Genomic DNA, 17,182 nt, shown 5'->3' on the forward strand with positions numbered 1-17,182 from the left:
CGAGCTGACAGCCCAACCAGCCATGCCGGGCAACACCTCCTCAGAGTGCCGAGGAGAAAGAAACCGCATGGGGGTGAAGGCCGTCGGCAACGACAACAGCGGCGATTTCTCGCGACTGCGTCCGGCCGAGCCAAACGACGGCAGAAGACTCGGCGCAGAATGTCACAAGATCAGCTCGGTGAGACTCGTCGCTGGTCCGCTCGAACCATCCACCGAGAAGGCTTTCCGTTTCGCGGGGCGCGCTTCGGCCCGCCGAAGAATCCCTCCAAAACTTGCAGAACGTCTCAGTCAGCGTCGACCACGCGGTGGCATCGGCGAAGCACCCCATATTCGTCTCGGAGTTGAACCCGATCCTGTCTCCTGGCCGTATCTGCTCGATGTCGTCACTCACGCTGAGAGCCATCTCCCAGCTGACCACCTGCTCCGGCGAAACACAGAGTCGGACCGCTGCGACTTCCCGGCCGTCGAAGTCCTCACCCATGAACTCGTACGGCCCCGTCGTCCATGCCGCCTCCAGCCGATAGACACCGGGCGGAAGCCGCTCGGCCAGTTCCCGGCCTGCACGCGTCTTGAAGTCCGGATCAGTGTCTTCCGGCCACGGCGAATCGACGATGAGACGACCGCTTGGAACACGGACCGTCGTCACCTCCACTACCTCAGCGACTTCGACGAACGTCAGCGGATCACGGGGCAGCGTTCCCAGCCGCGTCCCTTCCTTGAACACCGCATGCAAATACCAGCTCTCCTGAGGTCCTGCCACCAGCCGAGCGTCTGTTGTGCCATCCATAGCCGAAGGGTATGCAGCACTGCTGACACTCACGTGTGCGGCCCGGCTTCCCTAGCTTGATGCGACGATCAGGGCCCGCCAGCTCCAGCAGGGCCGCAATTCGGGGATCGAAAACACCTTCTGAGAGGGTGTTTAGCGCTTTATTGAGGCTGTTTGAGCCAGTATGGGCTTGCGGTCGGTTGGGACTGCTGGGGTTGGTGTGGTTCATGATGTGGGAGTGGCCGTCAGGCGGGCGTCTTGCTCTGCCTTCTCCTGTTTCATCCCAAGGCGCCGGGTTTCACGCCGTGTGCTTCGGGCGCCGGTCCGCACGCCCGGGCCGGCTGGGTAGCCCAGAATCATGTCTGAACGCCGCCGATACCCGAGCGATCTGTCCGATGCCCGGTGGGAGCTTGTCGAGCCGGTTCTGACCGCGTGGCGGTCCGAGCGCCGTGGCCGCGGCCTGGACATCGGCCGGCCACCCGACCACGACTTGCGCAGTTTGCTTGACGCGGTGCTCTACGTGAACCGGACGGGCATTCCATGGCGGTACCTGCCGCACGACTACCCGCACTGGAACACGGTCTACGCCTACTTCGCGCGCTGGCAGGAGGAGGGCGTCTTCGACCAGCTCAACACGCTCCTGCGACGCCAAGTCCGCAGACGGGAGGGCCGGGAGGAGGAGCCGACGGCGTGTGTCATCGACTCGCAGAGCATCAAGACCTCCACCAACGTGCCGGCCTGTGAGCAGGGCATCGACGCCGGCAAGAAGATCGTCGGGAGGAAGCGGAGCATCGTCATCGACACCGTCGGGCTCCTCCTCCAAGTCCTGGTCACCGCTGCGAGTGTGCAGGACTCGATCGCCGGCCAGACTCTCATCGAACGGGTCGCCGCCGACCATCCCACCGTCCGCAAGACCTGGGTCGACGGAGGCTACCGCCAACACCTCGTCGAGCACGCCGCCACCCTCGGCATCGACATGCACATCGTCCGCCGCGACCCCACCACCAGGGGATTTTCAGTCCTGCCGCGAAGGTGGACCGTCGAGAGAACCCTCGGCTGGCTCATGAACCACCGCCGCCTGGCCCGCGACTACGAAGCCCATCCACACCGCTCCGAAGCCATGATCCACCTCGCAATGATCAACCTCATGACCCGCAGACTCACCTCCGAATCTACCCCCAGCTGGCGCGGCGCATGAAACGCCCTCAACCCGGCAATCCGGGATGAAACAACGGGATGAAACGCCCTCTGAAGTACGCGGCGGCGGGTGCTTCCTTGGCCGCGACCCCGGCGATCTTGTGGGCGCTGTGCCAGGAGCCGTTGTACTCGCCGGCCCACAGGCTGATCGCCCTCCGACACACGGGCGTCCGCGCGGAGGATGACCGAGCTGACCCATCTTGTCCTGGTCTCCTACAAGCTCCCCGACACCGGCGAGATCCTCCGCTCCAGATCGTGCCGTCCAAGAGCCACGAGGAACGTCTCCTGCCCGTCAGCCCCGAGCCGGCTAGCGTCCTGGCCACCATCGTCAAGCGCCTAGGTGACGCGAACGACCGCAAGATCCCGCTGGTCTCCCGCTACGACCACCACGAGCGCGTCACCGGTCCGCAGCTTCCCCGCCTCTTCCAGCGCCGGCCCTACTGGCAGGCGCAGGTCTTGAACGAGACCTGTCGGGCGCAGAGTAGATGTCAGTTCGGCGCAGGGTTTCGTCAGTAGCGCGCCATAGGTCAACTGCTCCAGCGGGCCACGATGGCGTGATCGACGCGGAAGAGGGCGTCGCACTCCGCGCAGTACGCACTGCCGAAGACGTAGGTCAGCTTGTTCGCGACTTCGTGCTGACCATCGGCGAGAGCACGCGCGTGGAGCCGCTTGGCTAGCCCTTCCAAGAGGGAGGGGTCTGCGGGCTGCAACTCCCCACGGTGCCCAGCGGTCTCGTTCATGTAGAAGCCGTCGGTCGTTGAAAAGTGGCCGTATTCGCCGAACACCACGAAGTTCTCGGCCTCACACATAGGGCATGGAACCTCGAACTCCTCACCGCTGAGACCGTGCAGTTCCTCCCCCCACACCTCGACTCCCTCGAAGGCCAGCTGGGCTTCCAGCAGTTCCACATAGCGATCTGGACTGCCGGTCAGCGACGGATGGCGCAGTGCCCGCTCCACCAGCTCGATCAGCTCAGCGATCTCGGCAGCGTAGGCATCTTTTGGATCAGGCGTCCCGTGGGGCCGGTCGGTGCTGGCGACGATGGAAGCGGCCAAGAGCAAGGGCATGGTTCGGTCTGTAGCCGTCAACTGGCGCGCCTTCTCGGCGAGCGCGGGCAGGGCGGCGTAGCTCGCGGGGTAGACCGTTCCTTGGTGGCACAGGCGGGACCAGAGCTCGTTCCACGCGGGACCCTCCGGGTCGGGCCCGGCTGCCTTGAGGAGGCCGGGCACGTCTTCGGCGGTGCCGTAGGCATGGGTGAGCTGAGACCATTCCGTCATAGGGCTGATCAAAGCAGACGCTTCCAGCATCAAAGACTGCGCCCTGGTGTCGGGCGATACGAGAGAGTCAGTGGTCGGCGGCGTGGTGCGTGGCGGCTCTGGGGATTCTCTGGATCTTCGTGCTGTGGTGAACGCCGTCCTGGACGTACAGTGACGCGCGGGGCCCCTGCGGTGAGGGCTGCGTGGGGCTACGCCCACTACCGCGACAGGATCGCCCGTGCCCCGCACAGTCCGCTAGACCTGGAGTCCTTGGCCTACCGTGCTGGCGGCGCCGCTGGCCGCATCGTGGCGATCGAGGCGATCTGGGACGGCGACACCGTCCACGACTGGTTCTTGAGACTGCTGGCCGTCACCGCCGAACCCGCGGAAGAGCATGTGCTGGCCACCATCTACGCGAGCACGGCCAAGCGGTACCTAGGCGAGGACGAGGACGGCAGCACACGTCATCCGGCGGGGATTGCCACTGAAAGGGCTGGTAGCGGTCTGGCCGCCCACCTTTCGGTTCCCTTCCATTTCGCGAGTCCGGACATGCCGGACGACGAGGCTCCGCGCTGGCAGCCGACCACCTTGAGCGAGCCCGGCCTTTAGCGGTTATTCGGTCGGCTTCGGTTTACGGGCTCTCTCGGGTGGCGATGGCTGCGTCGTACGCGTCCAGGGTCCGGTAGAGGATGGAGCGGCCGACGTTGAGGTGCCGGGCGATCGAGGTCACGGATTCCTTGCCGTCGCGGCGCCGTAGCGCGACGGCGAGCATGTCGCCGTCGACGACTGGCGGGCGGCCGCCGTGGTTGCCCTTCTCGGCGACGGTATCCAGGCCGGTCAGGGTCCGTTCGTGGATGAACTCCCGCTCGACTTCCGTCATCGCGGCGAACACCACGAAGAGGATCTTGCCCGCGCCCTGCGGGTCGTACATCCCGGCGAGCGGGCCGCTGAGGATCTCCAGGCGGTGGTCGCGTTCGGCGAGGTCCTGCGACGAGGTGATGAGCTCGACCATGTTGCGGCCCAGGCGGTCGAGCATGGTGACGGTGAGGGTGTCGGCCGGGCGGAGGTCGGCGAGGGCGGTGTTGTACTCGGGGCGGATCTTCTCCCGGGTGCCGACCTTCTCGACGTAGATGCGCATGCAGCGGGCCCTTTTCAGGAGGCGGACCTGTCCGGCGAGGTCTTGGCCCTTGCTGGAGACGCGGGCGTAGCCGATGCGGTCGCCGGCCCGCGCGAGGAGTTCGGGGTCGAGGTCGGGTTCGGGGCCGGGCTGCCAGGTGCGGCCGGGCCCGCGTGCGGCGGGGATACGGATCGCGGGCCCGACTTCAGCGCGGGGGTCTTGCCGTAGCGGCCGGTGCGGTAGTCGACGGCGACGACGCCGGAGTGCGCCCGGCACACCGACCCGGGCGGCGCCCCGCACCGCGGGAACGGCTCTCGCTCGATCAGCTCGGCGCGGGCGATCTCGTCCAGGCCGCTGTCCACGTGTTCCCCCTCCCGCCCGTCCGCTCGATGCGGACCGTCCCGCATACCCGTCCCGCTTCTCCAACGTGCCCGCGGGTTCCGGGACGCCTCCGCCGACTCCGGTGCCGCGAACGGAGGCCGTCCCGGAATCGACCGATCCCGGGACGCACGGGCAAACGATGGCCGTACAGATCTGCGCCCGCACACTGAGCCGATCAGTCAGCCAGTGTTAGCGCTGAGGTTGGCCACAGGGTAGCGACAACCGGACTTTCTGTGACGGCTCTTGGAGGCCGAGGTGCTGCTGCCCAGCCCGCGTCGCCCTGGGTGGCTGATCCTGCCAATCGTGTGATCATGGACGCGTCGCATTCCTTCGCCCGCGAGGTGATCTTTTTGACGAAGGTGGCACTGCGTTCCTACGCACTGTTGCCTCGGCAGTACGACGAACGGAAGGTGCTGGCCTCCACGATCGATCCGTGGGGCCGTGCTCTCTGGCTGATCTGCCCTGACGCCCGTTTCCCCTCCAGGTGGGCCGGCCGGGATGTTCCGGCGCCCGCGCATCTGCCCTTCGACGCCCTTGTCGTGATCAGCGACCAGGGTGCGGTCCGGGAGCAACCCCTACACGGAGTGGCTGTGGACCCGCATGCCTTCGACGCCCTCCCGGGTGGCGGTTTCGTCGTCTCCGGCAGAGGAGGGCCGAACGCACGATCCGGCCAGATCTTCGGCCCCGACGGCCGCTCTCGGCGCCGGTTCCCACTGGGCACGCACCTCAAGCACCTGGTCGCGGACCGCCGGTCCGGCTTCTGGACCGGGTACGCCGACGAAGGGATTTACAGCGATGACCGCGTCAGCGCAGGAGGGCTAGTCCGCTGGGACGGCAGGGGCAACCACGTATGGGCCCTGCGTCCCCCGGCGCCTTACCACCATGTGGCGGAGATCAGCGCCATCAACCTCTCCGACTCCACGGTCCACGCCACGTACTGGCCAGGTGCACCGCTCGTCGAAACAGGACCCAGCGGGGTACTCCGTATCCGCCCCATCCCGGTCTCGGACCCGTTCGGCCTCGCGATCCGCAGTGACCGGCTGCTTCTGCTCGGAGGGAGCGAGCGGGGCATCGACACCGCTACCCGGGTGGATGTCGTCCACCACCTCCGACTGACGGACGACGGAGCCGTCGTCACCGGCCGCGAGAACCTCGTCTTCCCGAACGGCGACCCAGTCAGACGCTACGCCCGTCCCGTCTCTCGGGGCCCGCACATCTTCCTGCGCACTCTCCGCACGCTGCGGCAGTGGTGGGTACTCACCTCGCCATGACCCTCGGCCCGTACGGGGTGGTGGCGACCTGGCGCCACGACGGAGCTCCGCTGCAGTTGGCCTGACCCCGCCGTGATCAGCGTGGACAGGCCAGGAGTGACTGCCCACCGCTCGTCGCCGCCCACCTCGCCTACCACCGCAGCCAGGGCGCCACCGACAAGGACCCTCTCTTCATCCACGACAAGGCCCCGGGCAACAAGAGCCCGGAACTCCGCCTGCGCGAAGCCGTCATGCGCACCTGCCACCGCATTCACTTCAACCCGGCCTGGCTCCACCGCTCCCACTACCGCCACGGCGACGAGACCGCCCACGACGCCGCGGCCGCCGGACGGATGCACTACCGGGGCCTGGACCTCATCCCCCTCAGTGACGACGTGCGGGACCGCCTGTGACCGCGCCCTACTCCGGCCGCCCCATTCGCCGCGAGGGCCCGCAGCGGCGCCGCGACTCCGTGCAGAAGTCGTACGTCATCAAGCGGCGCCTCCTGGCCGCCGGGATGACCGGCTGGCAGCTCGCCGACCTCCTCGGCGTCCACGAGCACCAGATCGACCTCGAAGAACTCCCCGACCTGCCCGTCCGCGTCCTGCTCGAACTCGCCCGCCGCCTCGACATGCCCCCGGCGACCCCGGACGGCGCGGGCTGATCCGGCAAAAGAGACGGCCTAGGTGTATTGATCACGAGCGTTGTTGACACTCGGCAGGTCTTGAACATGGCGAAGACCTCCGGTGTGGTGGGAGCTGTCTAGGAACTCACCGCACGGAGGTCTTCGTGTCCCACCGTAATGCTCGGCTGACCGTCTTCGGTAGGCGCCTGCTGGTCGAACGAGTCGTCTCTGGCCGCCCGGTCGCCCACGTGGCCGCCGAGATGGGCATATCGCGGGCCACCGCCCACAAATGGATGCGCCGGTGGCGGACGGAAGGCGAGGCCGGACTGCACGACCGCTCCAGCCGGCCACGCACGACACCGCACCGGACTTCGGCCGCCATCGAGGCGAGGGTCTGTGACCTGCGCCGGACCCGCAAACTGGGGCCCGCCCGCATCGGCCCGGTCCTGGGACTGCCCGCCTCGACCGTCCACCGCATTCTGACCCGGCATGGTCTGCACCGCCTGGCCTGGATCGACCGCCCGACCGGCACCCCGATCCGCCGCTACGAACGCGAGCGACCCGGCGAACTCATCCACGTCGACGTCAAGAAACTCGGCCGGATCCCCGACGGCGGCGGCCACCGCTTCCTGGGCCGCAACGTCGGCAGGCCAGTGCGGGGAATGGGTTTCGACTACGTCCACTCCGCGGTCGACGACCACTCCCGCCTGGCCTACAGCGAGATCCACCCGGACGAGAAAGTCGCGACGTGCGCAGGCTTCCTCACACGCGCCGCCGCGTTCTTCCACACCCAGGGCATCACCCGCATCGAACGCGTTCTCACCGACAACGCGTGGGCCTACCGCAAAGGCCTGGCCTGGAAGGCCGTCCTGGCCGACCTCGGCGCTGCCGGAAGGCTCACCCGTGCCTACCGGCCTCAGACCAACGGCAAGGTCGAACGTTTCAACCGCACCCTCCTCGACGAGTGGGCCTACCTACGGCCCTACACCTCGAACGACGAGCGGACCGCGGCCCTGGCAGACTTCCTCCACACCTACAACCATCACCGCTGCCACACCGCACTCGACGGCAAGCCACCCATCAGCCGCGTGAACAACCCTGCGGGTCAATACACCTAGGAGGCGTCCGCCCCGGCCAGGTCTTCCGCCCGGGCCTGCCCGCGGAAGGCCGCGGGCGGCAGGCCGTAGGCCTCGCGGAATGCCCGGCTGAACGCGGACGCGTGCCGGAAGCCCCGCCGGGCGCCGATGACGTGCACGGGCACCTCCTGGTGCAGCGGGTCCGCCAGGTCCTGGCGTGCCCGCGCGAGCCGCTGGCCCTGAAGGAAGACCGCGACTGTCGTCCCGTTCCCCTCCTGCTGGAACACCCGGTGGAGATAGCTGACGGAGATGTGGTGGGCGGCGGCGATCGCGGGGACGTCCAGCAGCGGATCGTCGGCGTTGTCCCGGATGAAGGCCATCACGCGGAGCGCCAGGGCGCGCCGGTGCGTCTCCGGGGTCAAGGACCGGTCCGCTTCGAGGACGCCGGCGAAGAGCGAGGCGACGAGATCGGCTAGTACGCCGCTCAGGCGCGGGCCCTCGGCCGGCCTGTAGGACCGGCTGTCCTTGGTCACCTGGTCGAGGAAGGTGGCCAACAGGGCACCCATTCCCTCCCGGGCCGAGATGCGCTTGCCGATGACCCGGCCGGCGGTGTGCGGGGGCAGCGGCAGCAGCGCCTTGGGTACCTCGACCCCGATGATCTCGACGGAATGCGGGCCGGAACTGATCTCGAACGGCCGTGACGTGTCACTGGTGTGGATGTCGAACACACCGTGCACCACGGTGTCCTTGCCCAGGGTGACCGCTCCCGCCCCGCGCTTGATCAGCGAGAGGTGGAACGCCTCGGGGTCCGACCTCGCTATCAGCTTCGGTGTGCGCTTGAAGGTCAGGGGACGGCATTCCATCGGATAGACCGTGATCCCGCCGAGCGAGATGACGCGCTGGTTCACCCAGAAGTCGGCGGCGTGCTCACTGCGCATCTCCATGGGCGCATGCGTCTCCGACATCAGGGCCCGCCAGCTCTCGAAACGGTCGGCGGGCGCTAGTTCCGCGCTGCGGAACGTTCTCTCGGGCAGCATGATCACGGGTTTACACCGGCCGTGGCGGCCCGCGCAACAAGAGCCGGGGCCCGGGGCGCGGGCGGCGGGGCGACTCTCCGTCAAGACACTGTGCACGCCAGGCCAATGCGCGGTGCTCCGGGGCTTGGCAGAGTGGGCGCCGGACGGTCAGTGAGGGGATGGGAAACCGGAGTTCCCGCCGACGACCGGGGGCCTCTCGCGGGCCCGGTACTGAGCTGACGCCGCCCGAGGACGGGGGTTTCGGGCGGCGTGATCTCAGTGCCGGAACCAGGCAGTCTAGATCCAGCCCGGCTCCGGCCCCTTGCCCCCCGACCACGGCTCCAGGTGAACCCGGCGGAACGACCTGCGGGCTGTCGGCGCCGGCGCTTCACTGCCTGCGTGACCCACGCCCACGAGGACCTGGAGCTTGCCGCCGGCGCACTGTCCGCCATCGACGCGGGCGCGCAGACCGAAGGGGTCCGAGTGCTCGTCCGCATCGCCCGCCAGGACACCGCCCAGCGGCGCCAGGATCCTCAACTACGACCGGCCCGATCAGGACCCCGCAATCGGCGAACACCGTCGCGGCGGACACCGGCGACCCGGCCAGCTTCCGTGACCCGAGCGCGTATACGGACACGACGCCAGCCACCGCTGCGCCCGCTCTGAGCCTGCCGGGCTTCAGCGGGAATCGTCGACGCGCTCGAGCAGGTCCAACAGGGCGGAGCGGTCGGCTGCGGACAGGTTCGCGTAGCAGGAGGCGAGGACCTCGTCGGCGATCCGGTGCCCCGCGCTCAAGACCTCTTCGCCGGAGGGGGTGAGGTAGTGCTCGATGCGCCGGCCGGTGCCGGGCCTGCGTTCGATCAGGCCGAGGGCCGCCAGCCGGCCTGCGAGGGTTCCGAAGGCCTGCTCGCTCTGGAACGTCGCCGGGGCCAGGGTGCGGGCCGCGGCGCCGGGCGCGCGACTGATCGCACGGAGGGCGTCCCACTGGGCCAGTGTCGTGCCGACGGCGGCCAGGCGGCTGTCCAGTGCGCGGTGCTGCCTGTACTGGGCCTGCTTCACCGCTCTTCCGAGGAGCTGCAGTTCATTGGGCATGCGTCCAGCCTAGAGCACGACTAAGCTTGTTTATATCAACATGTTTAGTTACGGTCGGGGCATGCCTACGAACAAGAGCGTCGCCCTGTATCAGGACCTGTCCCTCACACTGACCGAAGCCGGTTCCGGCAGGCCGTGCCTGGTCCTGCACGGCGGCGGAGGCCCGGCCACCGTCGCCGGGCTCGCGTCCCACCTCGCCGGGACCGTGCACGCCGTCACGCCGGTTCACCCGGGATGGGACGGGACCCACCGCCCGGACTGGCTCACCGGCATCGATGACCTCGCCCTCGTCTACCTCCACCTCCTCCACGACCGCGGGCTGCGCGACGTCCTCCTCGTCGGCTCGTCGATCGGCGGCTGGATCGCCGCGGAGATGGCCGTACGGGATACCGGCGGAGCCGTCACCGGGCTCGTCCTGATCGATCCTGTCGGGGTCCACGTCGAGGCCGAGCCCATCAGGGACTTCTTCGCGCTCGATCCCCGGGGTGTGGCCGAGTACGCCTGGCACGACTCGGCGCGCTTCCACCGTGATCCGGCTGAGCTCACCGCCGATCAACTGGCCGTACAGCGGGACAACATGGCCACGCTGCGCGTCCTGGTGGGGGAGCCCTCCATGTACGACCCGAAGCTGCTCCGCCGGCTGGGGCGCGTAGATGTTCCCGCTCTGCTGCTGTGGGGTGAGAGCGACCGCATCGTCACTCCCGCGTACGGCGCCGCATACGCCGAAGCCTTCGCTGACGGCAGGCTCCAGGTCATCCCCGAGGCCGGGCACCTGCCGCAACTGGAGCAGCCGGGGGCTACCTTCGCCGCGATCGACGGCTACCTGTGTGACGCGATCACGACCCCTGCCGCGGCGCGGCAGGCCCCGTAGGCTCCAGCGGAACAGTCAGGGAAGTCTCCTACGACACGGGCGGCAGCGACCGCTGGATCCGGCATGTGGGCGATCTGCAGTTCCTCGGGGCCTGGCTGCAGCACCCAGACTTCCGCCTCGTCAAGTAAGCACCTCGCCTACCGCGACCGACGCGCACACCTGCAGAACCTGTTCTTGGCAGTGCGACGGGCCGCACGGCAGGGCTAGGCAGCCCTAGGGCAGCTGGGAGCTTCCAGCGAAGAACAACGCTAGGAAGTTGATCCGGGTGTTGGCGGGCTGTCGCTCGCGACAGGCAGCGCTCCGGAGCGCATCTCAACGACGACCCTGAACATTACGCGCGTGTTGACCTGGTCGGATCTGAAGCGTTCCTGCACGCTCACGCGATACGGCAACGGTTCCTGGTCGAGGTGGCGCGCTTGATCGCCGTTCCATAGGGTCGGACGCTGAGCCGGCACAACCGGACCCCGAGCGATACCGGCAGATGCACGACGAACCCGGCGCGCGTGAGCACCGCTTGGGGCAGTTCAGTGCCAAGCGGGTCCTGGTCAGGCTGCCGGGGCGGTCAGGACGGCCTTGGCCGCCAGTCGGAGATTCCTGATCATCGGATTCGGATCGCCCTTGCGGCTGACCAGGACGACCTGGCTCGGGGGAGCGCCCTCGACCGGGACGGTGACGAGGTCGGGACGCAGCGAGCTACGCTGATCGCCGACCGGTAGCACGGCGATCGCCCTGCCACTCGCGACGAGTTCGAGCTTGTCCTCGTAGCTCTCGATCGGCGGCACGCCCGCCCCGAGGATCCGGTAGGAAGTCCAGTCCGCGGTCTCGAACGCGCACGGCGCCGCCTCCTCGCCGGCCAGTTCTTCCGCGGTCACCGACGCGCGGTCGGCCAGAGGATGGCCGCGCGGGACCACCAGCATTCGGGGCTCCTCGTACAGCGGAGTGGTGAACACATCGTTGGCGGCGAGCGGCAGCGGGGCCCGCGCGATCAGGGCGTCGACGCGCTTGTCGGACAGCGCCCCGACGTCGCTGCAACTCAGGTACCGGGTGGCGATCTCGGCGTCCGGGTAACGGCGGCGCAGTTCCCGTACGGCGGCAGTGATCACCAGGTCTTCAACGTAGCCGATGGCGATTCGTTCGGTCTCGGCTTGTTCACGCACGGCCAGCTCGGCCTGGCGGGCGGCCTGCAGCAAGGCTTGGGCCCGGGGGAGGAACCTCTGGCCGGCCGGAGTGAGCCGGGTGCCCTGGGGCACACGGTCCAGCAGTCGTGCGCCGAGATACTTCTCGAGCCGTTGGATCTGTCGGCTCAGCGCCGGCTGGGCCACGTGCAAGTCAGCGGCGGCCCGGCCGAAGTGCTGGTGCGCCGCCACCACGGTGAAGTAGCGCACCAGCCGCAGTTCCAGGTCCTGTCCGAGATCGTTCACCCTTGCAGCGTACGCATCATGCCGTTTCGGAATGAGCAGGTTGCCGAACTGGTCTTGGACGGCCATGCCGTCCTGGGCCTTGACTGAGGAGCAACAGGAGCAACGTTTCCCCAAGAAAGCGACAGGCGCGATGAAGGCGATCCAGTTCCACGAAGCGGGCGGGCCGGAAGTTTTGCAGTATGACGAGGTGACCGTTCCCGACATCAGCCCGGGGGAGGTGCTCGTCCGGGTCCACGCGGCGGGTGTCAACCCGCCGGACTGGTACCTGCGTGAGGGGATGAAGGTCATGCCGGCCGAGGTGAGGCCGGCACTGGAGTTCCCCCTGATCCCCGGAACGGACATGTCGGGCGTGGTCCAGGCGGTCGCTCCGGACGTGCTGGGGTTCGCCGTCGGTGACGAGGTCTTCGGCATGCTGCGGTTCCCCGGATTCGACGGCCGGACATACGCCGAGTACGTGGCCGCGCCGGCTTCGGACCTGGCTCACAAGCCGGCTGCTATCGACCACGTGCAGGCGGCCGGGGCGCCGATGGCCGTGCTTACGGCCTGGCAGTACCTGGTTGATCTCGGCCACGAGGTGCCGTCCCCTTTCACCGGCCAGGTGCACCAGCCGGTGCCGATCACGCCAGGGATGACCGTGCTGGTCAACGGAGCAGCCGGTGGAGTGGGCCACTTCGCGGTGCAGTTGGCGAAATGGAAGGGGGCACACGTAATCGCGGTGGCCTCGGGCCGGCACGAGCAGTTCCTGCGCAAGCTCGGCGTCGATGAGTTCATCGACTACACCAGGACGCAGGCCGCGGACGTGGCCAGCGGCGTCGACCTGGTGATCGACACCGTCGGTGGCCCGGACAGTTCACGCTTCCTGACCGTGCTCAAGCGCGGCGGCACCATGCTTCCGGTGTTCTTCGCCCAGTACGACCCGGAAGAGACGGCGAGTCTGGGCATCACGGTCTCGAACATTCAGGTGCGTTCCAACGGCCCCCAGCTCGCCGAGATCGGGCGTCTGTTCGATGAGGGCAAGCTCCAGGTCGGGGTGGACAGCACCTACCCGCTGCCCGAGGCGGGCAGCGCACACACGCGAGCCGCGCAGGGCCACATCCAAGGCAAGATCGTGCTGACAGTGGTCTCGTGATCGCCTAGCTCAAGCAGGCGGTGGCGCACTACGCCCACGCCCTGGACGAGCTGAATGTGCCCGAGCTGGCAGCGGTCCTGACCCAAGACACCACCTGGACCTTCACGATGCCCGGACGGGGAGTGCTCGGCCCTGTCGCCGGGCGCGGGGCGGTGCTCGATCTTATCTGTGACGGGCACACGGCCCAGACCGGAAGGGTGCGGCACCACCTGGGTGATGTCGTGGTCACGACGATGGACGCCGCCACCGCTGAGGTGCGGGCTCATCTGGTGTGGGTTCGACGGTGGGTGGTGGATCGCCGAGCTCACCCTGACGCTGGACAACACCTTTTAGGGCAGGGCTGGGTCGTTTCCTGCGGATCACCGCGCTGACCAGATGAAGACGGCGGCGAGGTGGAGTCCGGCGAGGTAAATGGTGGCGGTCTTGTCGCAGCGGGTGGCCAGGCCGCCCCACTGCTTGAGTGTGTTGATGCAGCGTTCGACGGTGTTCCGCTGCTTGTAGGCGGTTTTGTCGAAGGCCGGTGGCCGACCGCCTTTGCTGCCGAGGTGTTTGCGGTTGGCGATCTGGTCGGCCGGCTGCGGGATCACGGCCTCGATCCTGCGTCGACACAGATGCTCGCGGATTGCGCGGGACGAGTAGGCCTTGTCGGCCAGCACGACGACGGGGCGGGTTCGCGGCCTGCCTTTCGGGCTCGTGACCCGGATTGCGGCCATGACCTGGGTGAACGCCGGTGCGTCCCCGGCCTGGCCTGGGGTGAGGACGAATGCGAGGGGCCGGCAGCGGCTGTCGGCGGCGAGGTGGATCTTCGTGGTCAGCCCGCCGCGGGATCGCCCGAGGGCATGGTCGGCCGGCTCGTGGGCGGGAGCCCCTTTTGACGGGCCCCGGCTGCGTGCTGGTGGGCGCGGACGATCGTGGAGTCGACGGCGACGACCCAGTCCAGGTCTTCTTCGGCGTCCGCCTGGGCCAGCAGGGCGCCGAAGACCCGTTCCCACGTGCCGTCGATCGCCCACATCCGCAGCCTGCTGTGGGCGCCCTTCCGCGACCCGAACTGCTCGGGCAGGTCCATCCACGGACTGCCCGTGCGGTACTTGAACGCGATCGCGTCGATCACCTGCCTGTGATCACGCCACCGCCCACCCCGCCAAGGTGTCCGGTCCGGCAGCAACGGCTCGATCCGCGCCCACTGCACGTCAGCCAACGACACACATCAACCAACGATCAGATGATCGGTAAGAAACGGCCTAGCGGATCTGGTCCGTCGCCCATGCGGCCCACTCGCGGCGCATCGCGTTGAAGCGGAGGCCGTACTCCAGGGCGATCTTGCCGTTCACCGAGAGCGGGTCGTCGCCCCAGTCGATGGAGTCGGCTAGTTGGCGCAAGGCCTCGTGCTCCTGCTCCGACAGCTCCATGAGTTCGGTGAGGTAGCTCCGCGCCTGGTCCGGCGTGATCACGTTGAGGAAGAACACACGCAGCAAGATGTCGCTCCGGGTGTTGCGTTGGGGCTTGATCTCCGTCAGCCAGTGGCGCAGCTCCGCGAGACCCTCGTCGGTGAGGGTGTACTCCTTGCGGCCGCGCGGGCCCTGGGCCGAGACGCTGATCAGCCCGCTGTCGGCGAGCTTGGACAGCTCCGTGTACATCTGGCTCTGCGTGGCGGGCCAGACGTTGGCCAAAGAGGTCTCGAAGCGCTTCAGCAGGTCGTAGCCGCTGGCGGGGCGCTCTGACAGGAGTCCGAGGAGGGCGTGTCGAAGGCTCATGTCATCACTTTACCTTCCACTGTTGACATGTCGAGAATGGAAGTTCTAGTTTCTATATGTCAGAATAGGAATGTCAGCAACTCGGGGGTCTTGGATGTCGTACTTACGCACCTTCCTTCCATGGATCGTCTTCGCCGTGGTCCCGTCCGCCCAGTGGCAGTGGGGGGCGCTCGCTGGTCTGCTGGTGGCGGTGGGGGTGATCGCCCAACAGCGGCGTACAGGAGTCGGCTTCGACGCTCTGATCATGGAAGCCGGCTCGGCCGTCTTCTTCGCGGTCCTGGCGGCCGTCTCCTTCGCAGACCCCCATTCGGCCGTACACGCCTACTCGGCGGCGCTCTCCTCGGCCACCCTGGCCCTCATCGCTGGGGCCTCGCTGCTCGCGGGCAAGCCGTTCACGCTGGGGATAGCCAAGCGCACCACCCCACCCGAGGTCTGGAGCCTCAAGCCCTTCGTCCGGGTCAACGCGGTCATCACCGCTGTGTGGACGGCCGCCTTCGCCGTCACGGCGGGCGCCCTCGCGGCCCTCGCCCACTCCGGCCAGGACCACTCCACGACGGCGACGCTCGTCCAGGCCGCCGGGTTCGTCGTTCCCATGCTGTTCACCGTGCGCTACGTCGCCACAGTTCAGGCCAGGGCGAAGGCCAACGGCTAGGGCTGGGGCTACCGGCCTGCGGTCGGGTCGGGCAGCGGCTTGCCCTCGCACGAGGCGTCCTCGGTCGGCATCCGGCCGTCGACGAGGAAGCCCTCGACGTACGCGTCCACGCAGGGGTTGTACGACTGGTAGACGCCGTGGTCGCCGCCACCGACGGTGATCAGCCGGGATCCGGCCGTCCCCTGGTGGGCCCGCAGCGCGCCCTCGTAGTAAGTGGCCGGGTCGTGGAGCGAGTTGAGCATCATGATCGGCGGCAGCCCCCGCCCGGTGACCTGCACCCGGGGCGCCTGGGAGCGCGGCCAGGCGGCGCAGACCGAGGCGAAGGTCAGCTCACGGGCCCCGGCCATCGGGTACGCGACGCCGTCGGCCGCGCTCCGGCGGACCCAGTAGGCGCTGTCGTGGTTCCACGGGGTGTCCTGGCAGATGACGGAGAAGAAGTCCGCCGCGAACTGCGCCCCCAGTGGATGCTTCAGCTTCTCGGCCAAGGCCTTGCGGGCGGCCGACGGAACCGCCTCCGGGTGCTCCAGGACACCGAGCAGCATCGCCAGGTCGGGGAAGCGGTCGCCGCTGTAGATGGTGGAGGTGGCGGTGGCGTCGAGGTGGTTGGGGGTGACCGTCGTCCCCTCCAAGTCCAGCGGGTGCTCGCCCAGCGCGCGCCGCAGCCGCTCGTACGAGGCCTCGGCCTCCTCGGCGGTCCTGCCCCAGTGGTACGTCGCATCGTTCGCGGCGAGCCAGGGTAGGAAGTCCTGTTCGAACCGGCGCTGGAAGCTCATCGGCTGGCCCGTCAGGAACTCCTGCCAACTGCCCGTGAAGCCGATGTTGCTGTCGAGCACCACCCGGTCGACCCGGCGCGGGAACTCGGTTGCGTAGTAGGCGCCGAGGAAGGTGGCGTACGAGGGTCCGTAGTAGGACACCTTCGACTCGCCGAGCAGCGCCCGGAACAGGTCCATGTCGTGCACGGCCTGGTCGGTGGTGATGAACGGGAGCAGATCGCCCGACCGCCGCTCGCAGTCCCGTACGAAGTTCCGCGCCCGGTCCACGGTGGCGTCCACTGCCCGGCGAGAGCGGTCGCGCAGGTCGCCGCTGGTGAACAGGGCGTCCACCGTGTCCTGGTCGGAGCAGACCACCTGCGTGCTCGCCCCGACCCCGCGCTGGTCGAAGCCGACGACGTCGTACGCGGCCGCCACCTTGGGCGAGTACGCCGCCAGCCCCGCCGGCCGGCCCAGCCCCGAGGCGCCCGGCCCGCCGGCCGCCATCATCAGCACGCCCCGCCGCGCGGCGGGGTCCGCGGCCCGGTGCCGGGACACCGCGACGGTCAGGTCCGCCCCCGTGCCCGGGTGGTACCAGTCGCGCGGCACCGTCATGGAGGCGCACTCCAGCGCACCGGACTGGCACGGCTGCCAGACGAGGCGCTGCTGCGCGTACCGCGCGGGCACGGCCGGCGCGCCGCCCTTCGCCCCGGCGGCACTCGCCGGCGACGTGGGCAGGGCGGCGAAAGCGAGCAGCCCGCACGCTGCGGCCGTGGCCCACCGCGCGGGCTTCTTGAAGAGGTGCATGTGACTGGTTCCCCCGGTCGGAG

21 protein-coding genes and 1 pseudogene are annotated in these 17,182 nt (G+C 68.5%); 12 read left to right on the top strand and 10 right to left on the bottom strand.

The window, feature by feature from the left end:
- Nucleotides 1-40 precede the first annotated feature (40 nt).
- Nucleotides 41-787, bottom strand: a complete 747-nt coding sequence (locus tag OG386_RS42975) for a DUF4241 domain-containing protein (RefSeq protein WP_328792731.1) — start codon at nucleotides 785-787, stop codon at nucleotides 41-43.
- Nucleotides 788-1,124: 337 nt separating this feature from the next.
- Here OG386_RS42975 and OG386_RS42980 point away from each other — a divergent pair, with 337 nt between their 5' ends.
- Nucleotides 1,125-1,964: an IS5 family transposase gene (locus OG386_RS42980; RefSeq protein WP_328792732.1), complete on the top strand. Its 840-nt coding sequence runs from the start codon at nucleotides 1,125-1,127 to the stop codon at nucleotides 1,962-1,964.
- 254 nt (nucleotides 1,965-2,218) lie between these two features.
- Complete coding sequence (locus OG386_RS42985; RefSeq protein WP_328792733.1) at nucleotides 2,219-2,479, top strand: hypothetical protein; 261 nt, start codon at nucleotides 2,219-2,221, stop codon at nucleotides 2,477-2,479.
- An 11-nt stretch (nucleotides 2,480-2,490) separates the two neighbouring features.
- Here OG386_RS42985 and OG386_RS42990 read toward each other — a convergent pair whose 3' ends face one another.
- A complete protein-coding gene (locus OG386_RS42990) occupies nucleotides 2,491-3,240 on the bottom strand; it encodes a hypothetical protein (protein ID WP_328792734.1) in 750 nt (249 codons plus the stop codon).
- A gap of 249 nt (nucleotides 3,241-3,489) precedes the next feature.
- Here OG386_RS42990 and OG386_RS42995 point away from each other — a divergent pair, with 249 nt between their 5' ends.
- A complete protein-coding gene (locus OG386_RS42995) occupies nucleotides 3,490-3,828 on the top strand; it encodes a hypothetical protein (RefSeq protein ID WP_328792735.1) in 339 nt (112 codons plus the stop codon).
- A 22-nt stretch (nucleotides 3,829-3,850) separates the two neighbouring features.
- On the opposite strand, the gene OG386_RS43000 is transcribed toward OG386_RS42995, so the two are convergent.
- Nucleotides 3,851-4,432 (bottom strand): recombinase family protein, encoded by a 582-nt coding sequence (locus tag OG386_RS43000; RefSeq protein WP_328793550.1) that lies wholly within the window; start codon nucleotides 4,430-4,432, stop codon nucleotides 3,851-3,853.
- Nucleotides 4,372-4,698 (bottom strand): hypothetical protein, encoded by a 327-nt coding sequence (locus tag OG386_RS43005; RefSeq protein WP_328793592.1) that lies wholly within the window; start codon nucleotides 4,696-4,698, stop codon nucleotides 4,372-4,374. Before OG386_RS43005 ends, OG386_RS43000 begins: the two co-directional genes overlap by 61 nt.
- A gap of 330 nt (nucleotides 4,699-5,028) precedes the next feature.
- On the opposite strand from OG386_RS43005, the gene OG386_RS43010 reads away from it, so the two are divergent.
- The 4 genes from OG386_RS43010 (at nucleotide 5,029) to OG386_RS43025 (ending at nucleotide 7,710) form a co-directional block, all read left to right on the top strand.
- A complete protein-coding gene (locus tag OG386_RS43010; RefSeq protein WP_328792736.1) occupies nucleotides 5,029-5,988 on the top strand; it encodes a hypothetical protein in 960 nt (319 codons plus the stop codon).
- 230 nt (nucleotides 5,989-6,218) lie between these two features.
- Nucleotides 6,219-6,380: a hypothetical protein gene (locus OG386_RS43015; RefSeq protein WP_328792737.1), complete on the top strand. Its 162-nt coding sequence runs from the start codon at nucleotides 6,219-6,221 to the stop codon at nucleotides 6,378-6,380.
- Entirely contained in the window at nucleotides 6,377-6,631 is a 255-nt protein-coding gene (locus tag OG386_RS43020) for a hypothetical protein (protein WP_328792738.1), read from the top strand. Before OG386_RS43015 ends, OG386_RS43020 begins: the two co-directional genes overlap by 4 nt.
- A gap of 125 nt (nucleotides 6,632-6,756) precedes the next feature.
- Nucleotides 6,757-7,710 (top strand): IS481 family transposase, encoded by a 954-nt coding sequence (locus tag OG386_RS43025; RefSeq protein ID WP_328786939.1) that lies wholly within the window; start codon nucleotides 6,757-6,759, stop codon nucleotides 7,708-7,710.
- Here the strand turns inward: OG386_RS43025 and OG386_RS43030 are convergent.
- A complete protein-coding gene (locus OG386_RS43030; protein WP_328792739.1) occupies nucleotides 7,707-8,705 on the bottom strand; it encodes an AraC family transcriptional regulator in 999 nt (332 codons plus the stop codon). The genes OG386_RS43025 and OG386_RS43030 overlap by 4 nt on opposite strands.
- A 657-nt stretch (nucleotides 8,706-9,362) precedes the next feature.
- Nucleotides 9,363-9,776 carry a MarR family winged helix-turn-helix transcriptional regulator gene (locus tag OG386_RS43035; RefSeq protein ID WP_328792740.1) on the bottom strand — a complete coding sequence of 138 codons (414 nt, stop codon included), beginning with the start codon at nucleotides 9,774-9,776 and terminating at the stop codon, nucleotides 9,363-9,365.
- Nucleotides 9,777-9,837: 61 nt separating this feature from the next.
- Here OG386_RS43035 and OG386_RS43040 point away from each other — a divergent pair, with 61 nt between their 5' ends.
- On the top strand, nucleotides 9,838-10,647 hold the full coding sequence (locus tag OG386_RS43040) for an alpha/beta fold hydrolase (protein WP_328792741.1): 810 nt from the start codon (nucleotides 9,838-9,840) through the stop codon (nucleotides 10,645-10,647).
- Nucleotides 10,648-10,661: 14 nt separating this feature from the next.
- Nucleotides 10,662-10,775: pseudogene (locus tag OG386_RS47085) on the top strand (DUF6368 family protein); the annotation flags it as partial.
- Nucleotides 10,776-11,192: 417 nt separating this feature from the next.
- Here OG386_RS47085 and OG386_RS43045 read toward each other — a convergent pair.
- Nucleotides 11,193-12,068 carry a LysR family transcriptional regulator gene (locus tag OG386_RS43045; RefSeq protein WP_328792742.1) on the bottom strand — a complete coding sequence of 292 codons (876 nt, stop codon included), beginning with the start codon at nucleotides 12,066-12,068 and terminating at the stop codon, nucleotides 11,193-11,195.
- 130 nt (nucleotides 12,069-12,198) lie between these two features.
- Here OG386_RS43045 and OG386_RS43050 point away from each other — a divergent pair, with 130 nt between their 5' ends.
- Both OG386_RS43050 and OG386_RS43055 read left to right on the top strand, forming a co-directional pair.
- Nucleotides 12,199-13,197, top strand: a complete 999-nt coding sequence (locus tag OG386_RS43050) for an NADP-dependent oxidoreductase (RefSeq protein WP_328793551.1) — start codon at nucleotides 12,199-12,201, stop codon at nucleotides 13,195-13,197.
- Nucleotides 13,198-13,253: 56 nt separating this feature from the next.
- Complete coding sequence (locus OG386_RS43055; RefSeq protein ID WP_328793552.1) at nucleotides 13,254-13,568, top strand: nuclear transport factor 2 family protein; 315 nt, start codon at nucleotides 13,254-13,256, stop codon at nucleotides 13,566-13,568.
- Here the strand turns inward: OG386_RS43055 and OG386_RS43060 are convergent.
- Nucleotides 13,557-14,401 (bottom strand): IS5 family transposase gene (locus OG386_RS43060; protein WP_443053280.1). Its coding sequence is split into 2 segments (ribosomal slippage): nucleotides 13,557-14,059 and nucleotides 14,059-14,401, totalling 846 coding nucleotides; the frame shifts between segments, so codons are not numbered across the junction. The genes OG386_RS43055 and OG386_RS43060 overlap by 12 nt on opposite strands.
- 37 nt (nucleotides 14,402-14,438) lie before the next feature.
- Entirely contained in the window at nucleotides 14,439-14,951 is a 513-nt protein-coding gene (locus tag OG386_RS43065; protein WP_328792743.1) for a PadR family transcriptional regulator, read from the bottom strand.
- 94 nt (nucleotides 14,952-15,045) lie between these two features.
- On the opposite strand from OG386_RS43065, the gene OG386_RS43070 reads away from it, so the two are divergent.
- Entirely contained in the window at nucleotides 15,046-15,603 is a 558-nt protein-coding gene (locus OG386_RS43070) for a hypothetical protein (RefSeq protein WP_328792744.1), read from the top strand.
- Between the two features lie 8 nt (nucleotides 15,604-15,611).
- Here OG386_RS43070 and OG386_RS43075 read toward each other — a convergent pair whose 3' ends face one another.
- Nucleotides 15,612-17,159: an alpha/beta hydrolase gene (locus OG386_RS43075; protein WP_328792745.1), complete on the bottom strand. Its 1,548-nt coding sequence runs from the start codon at nucleotides 17,157-17,159 to the stop codon at nucleotides 15,612-15,614.
- Between the last annotated feature and the right edge of the window lie 23 nt (nucleotides 17,160-17,182).

It is taken from the genome of Streptomyces sp. NBC_00273 (assembly GCF_036178145.1).
GTDB lineage: Bacteria > Actinomycetota > Actinomycetes > Streptomycetales > Streptomycetaceae > Streptomyces.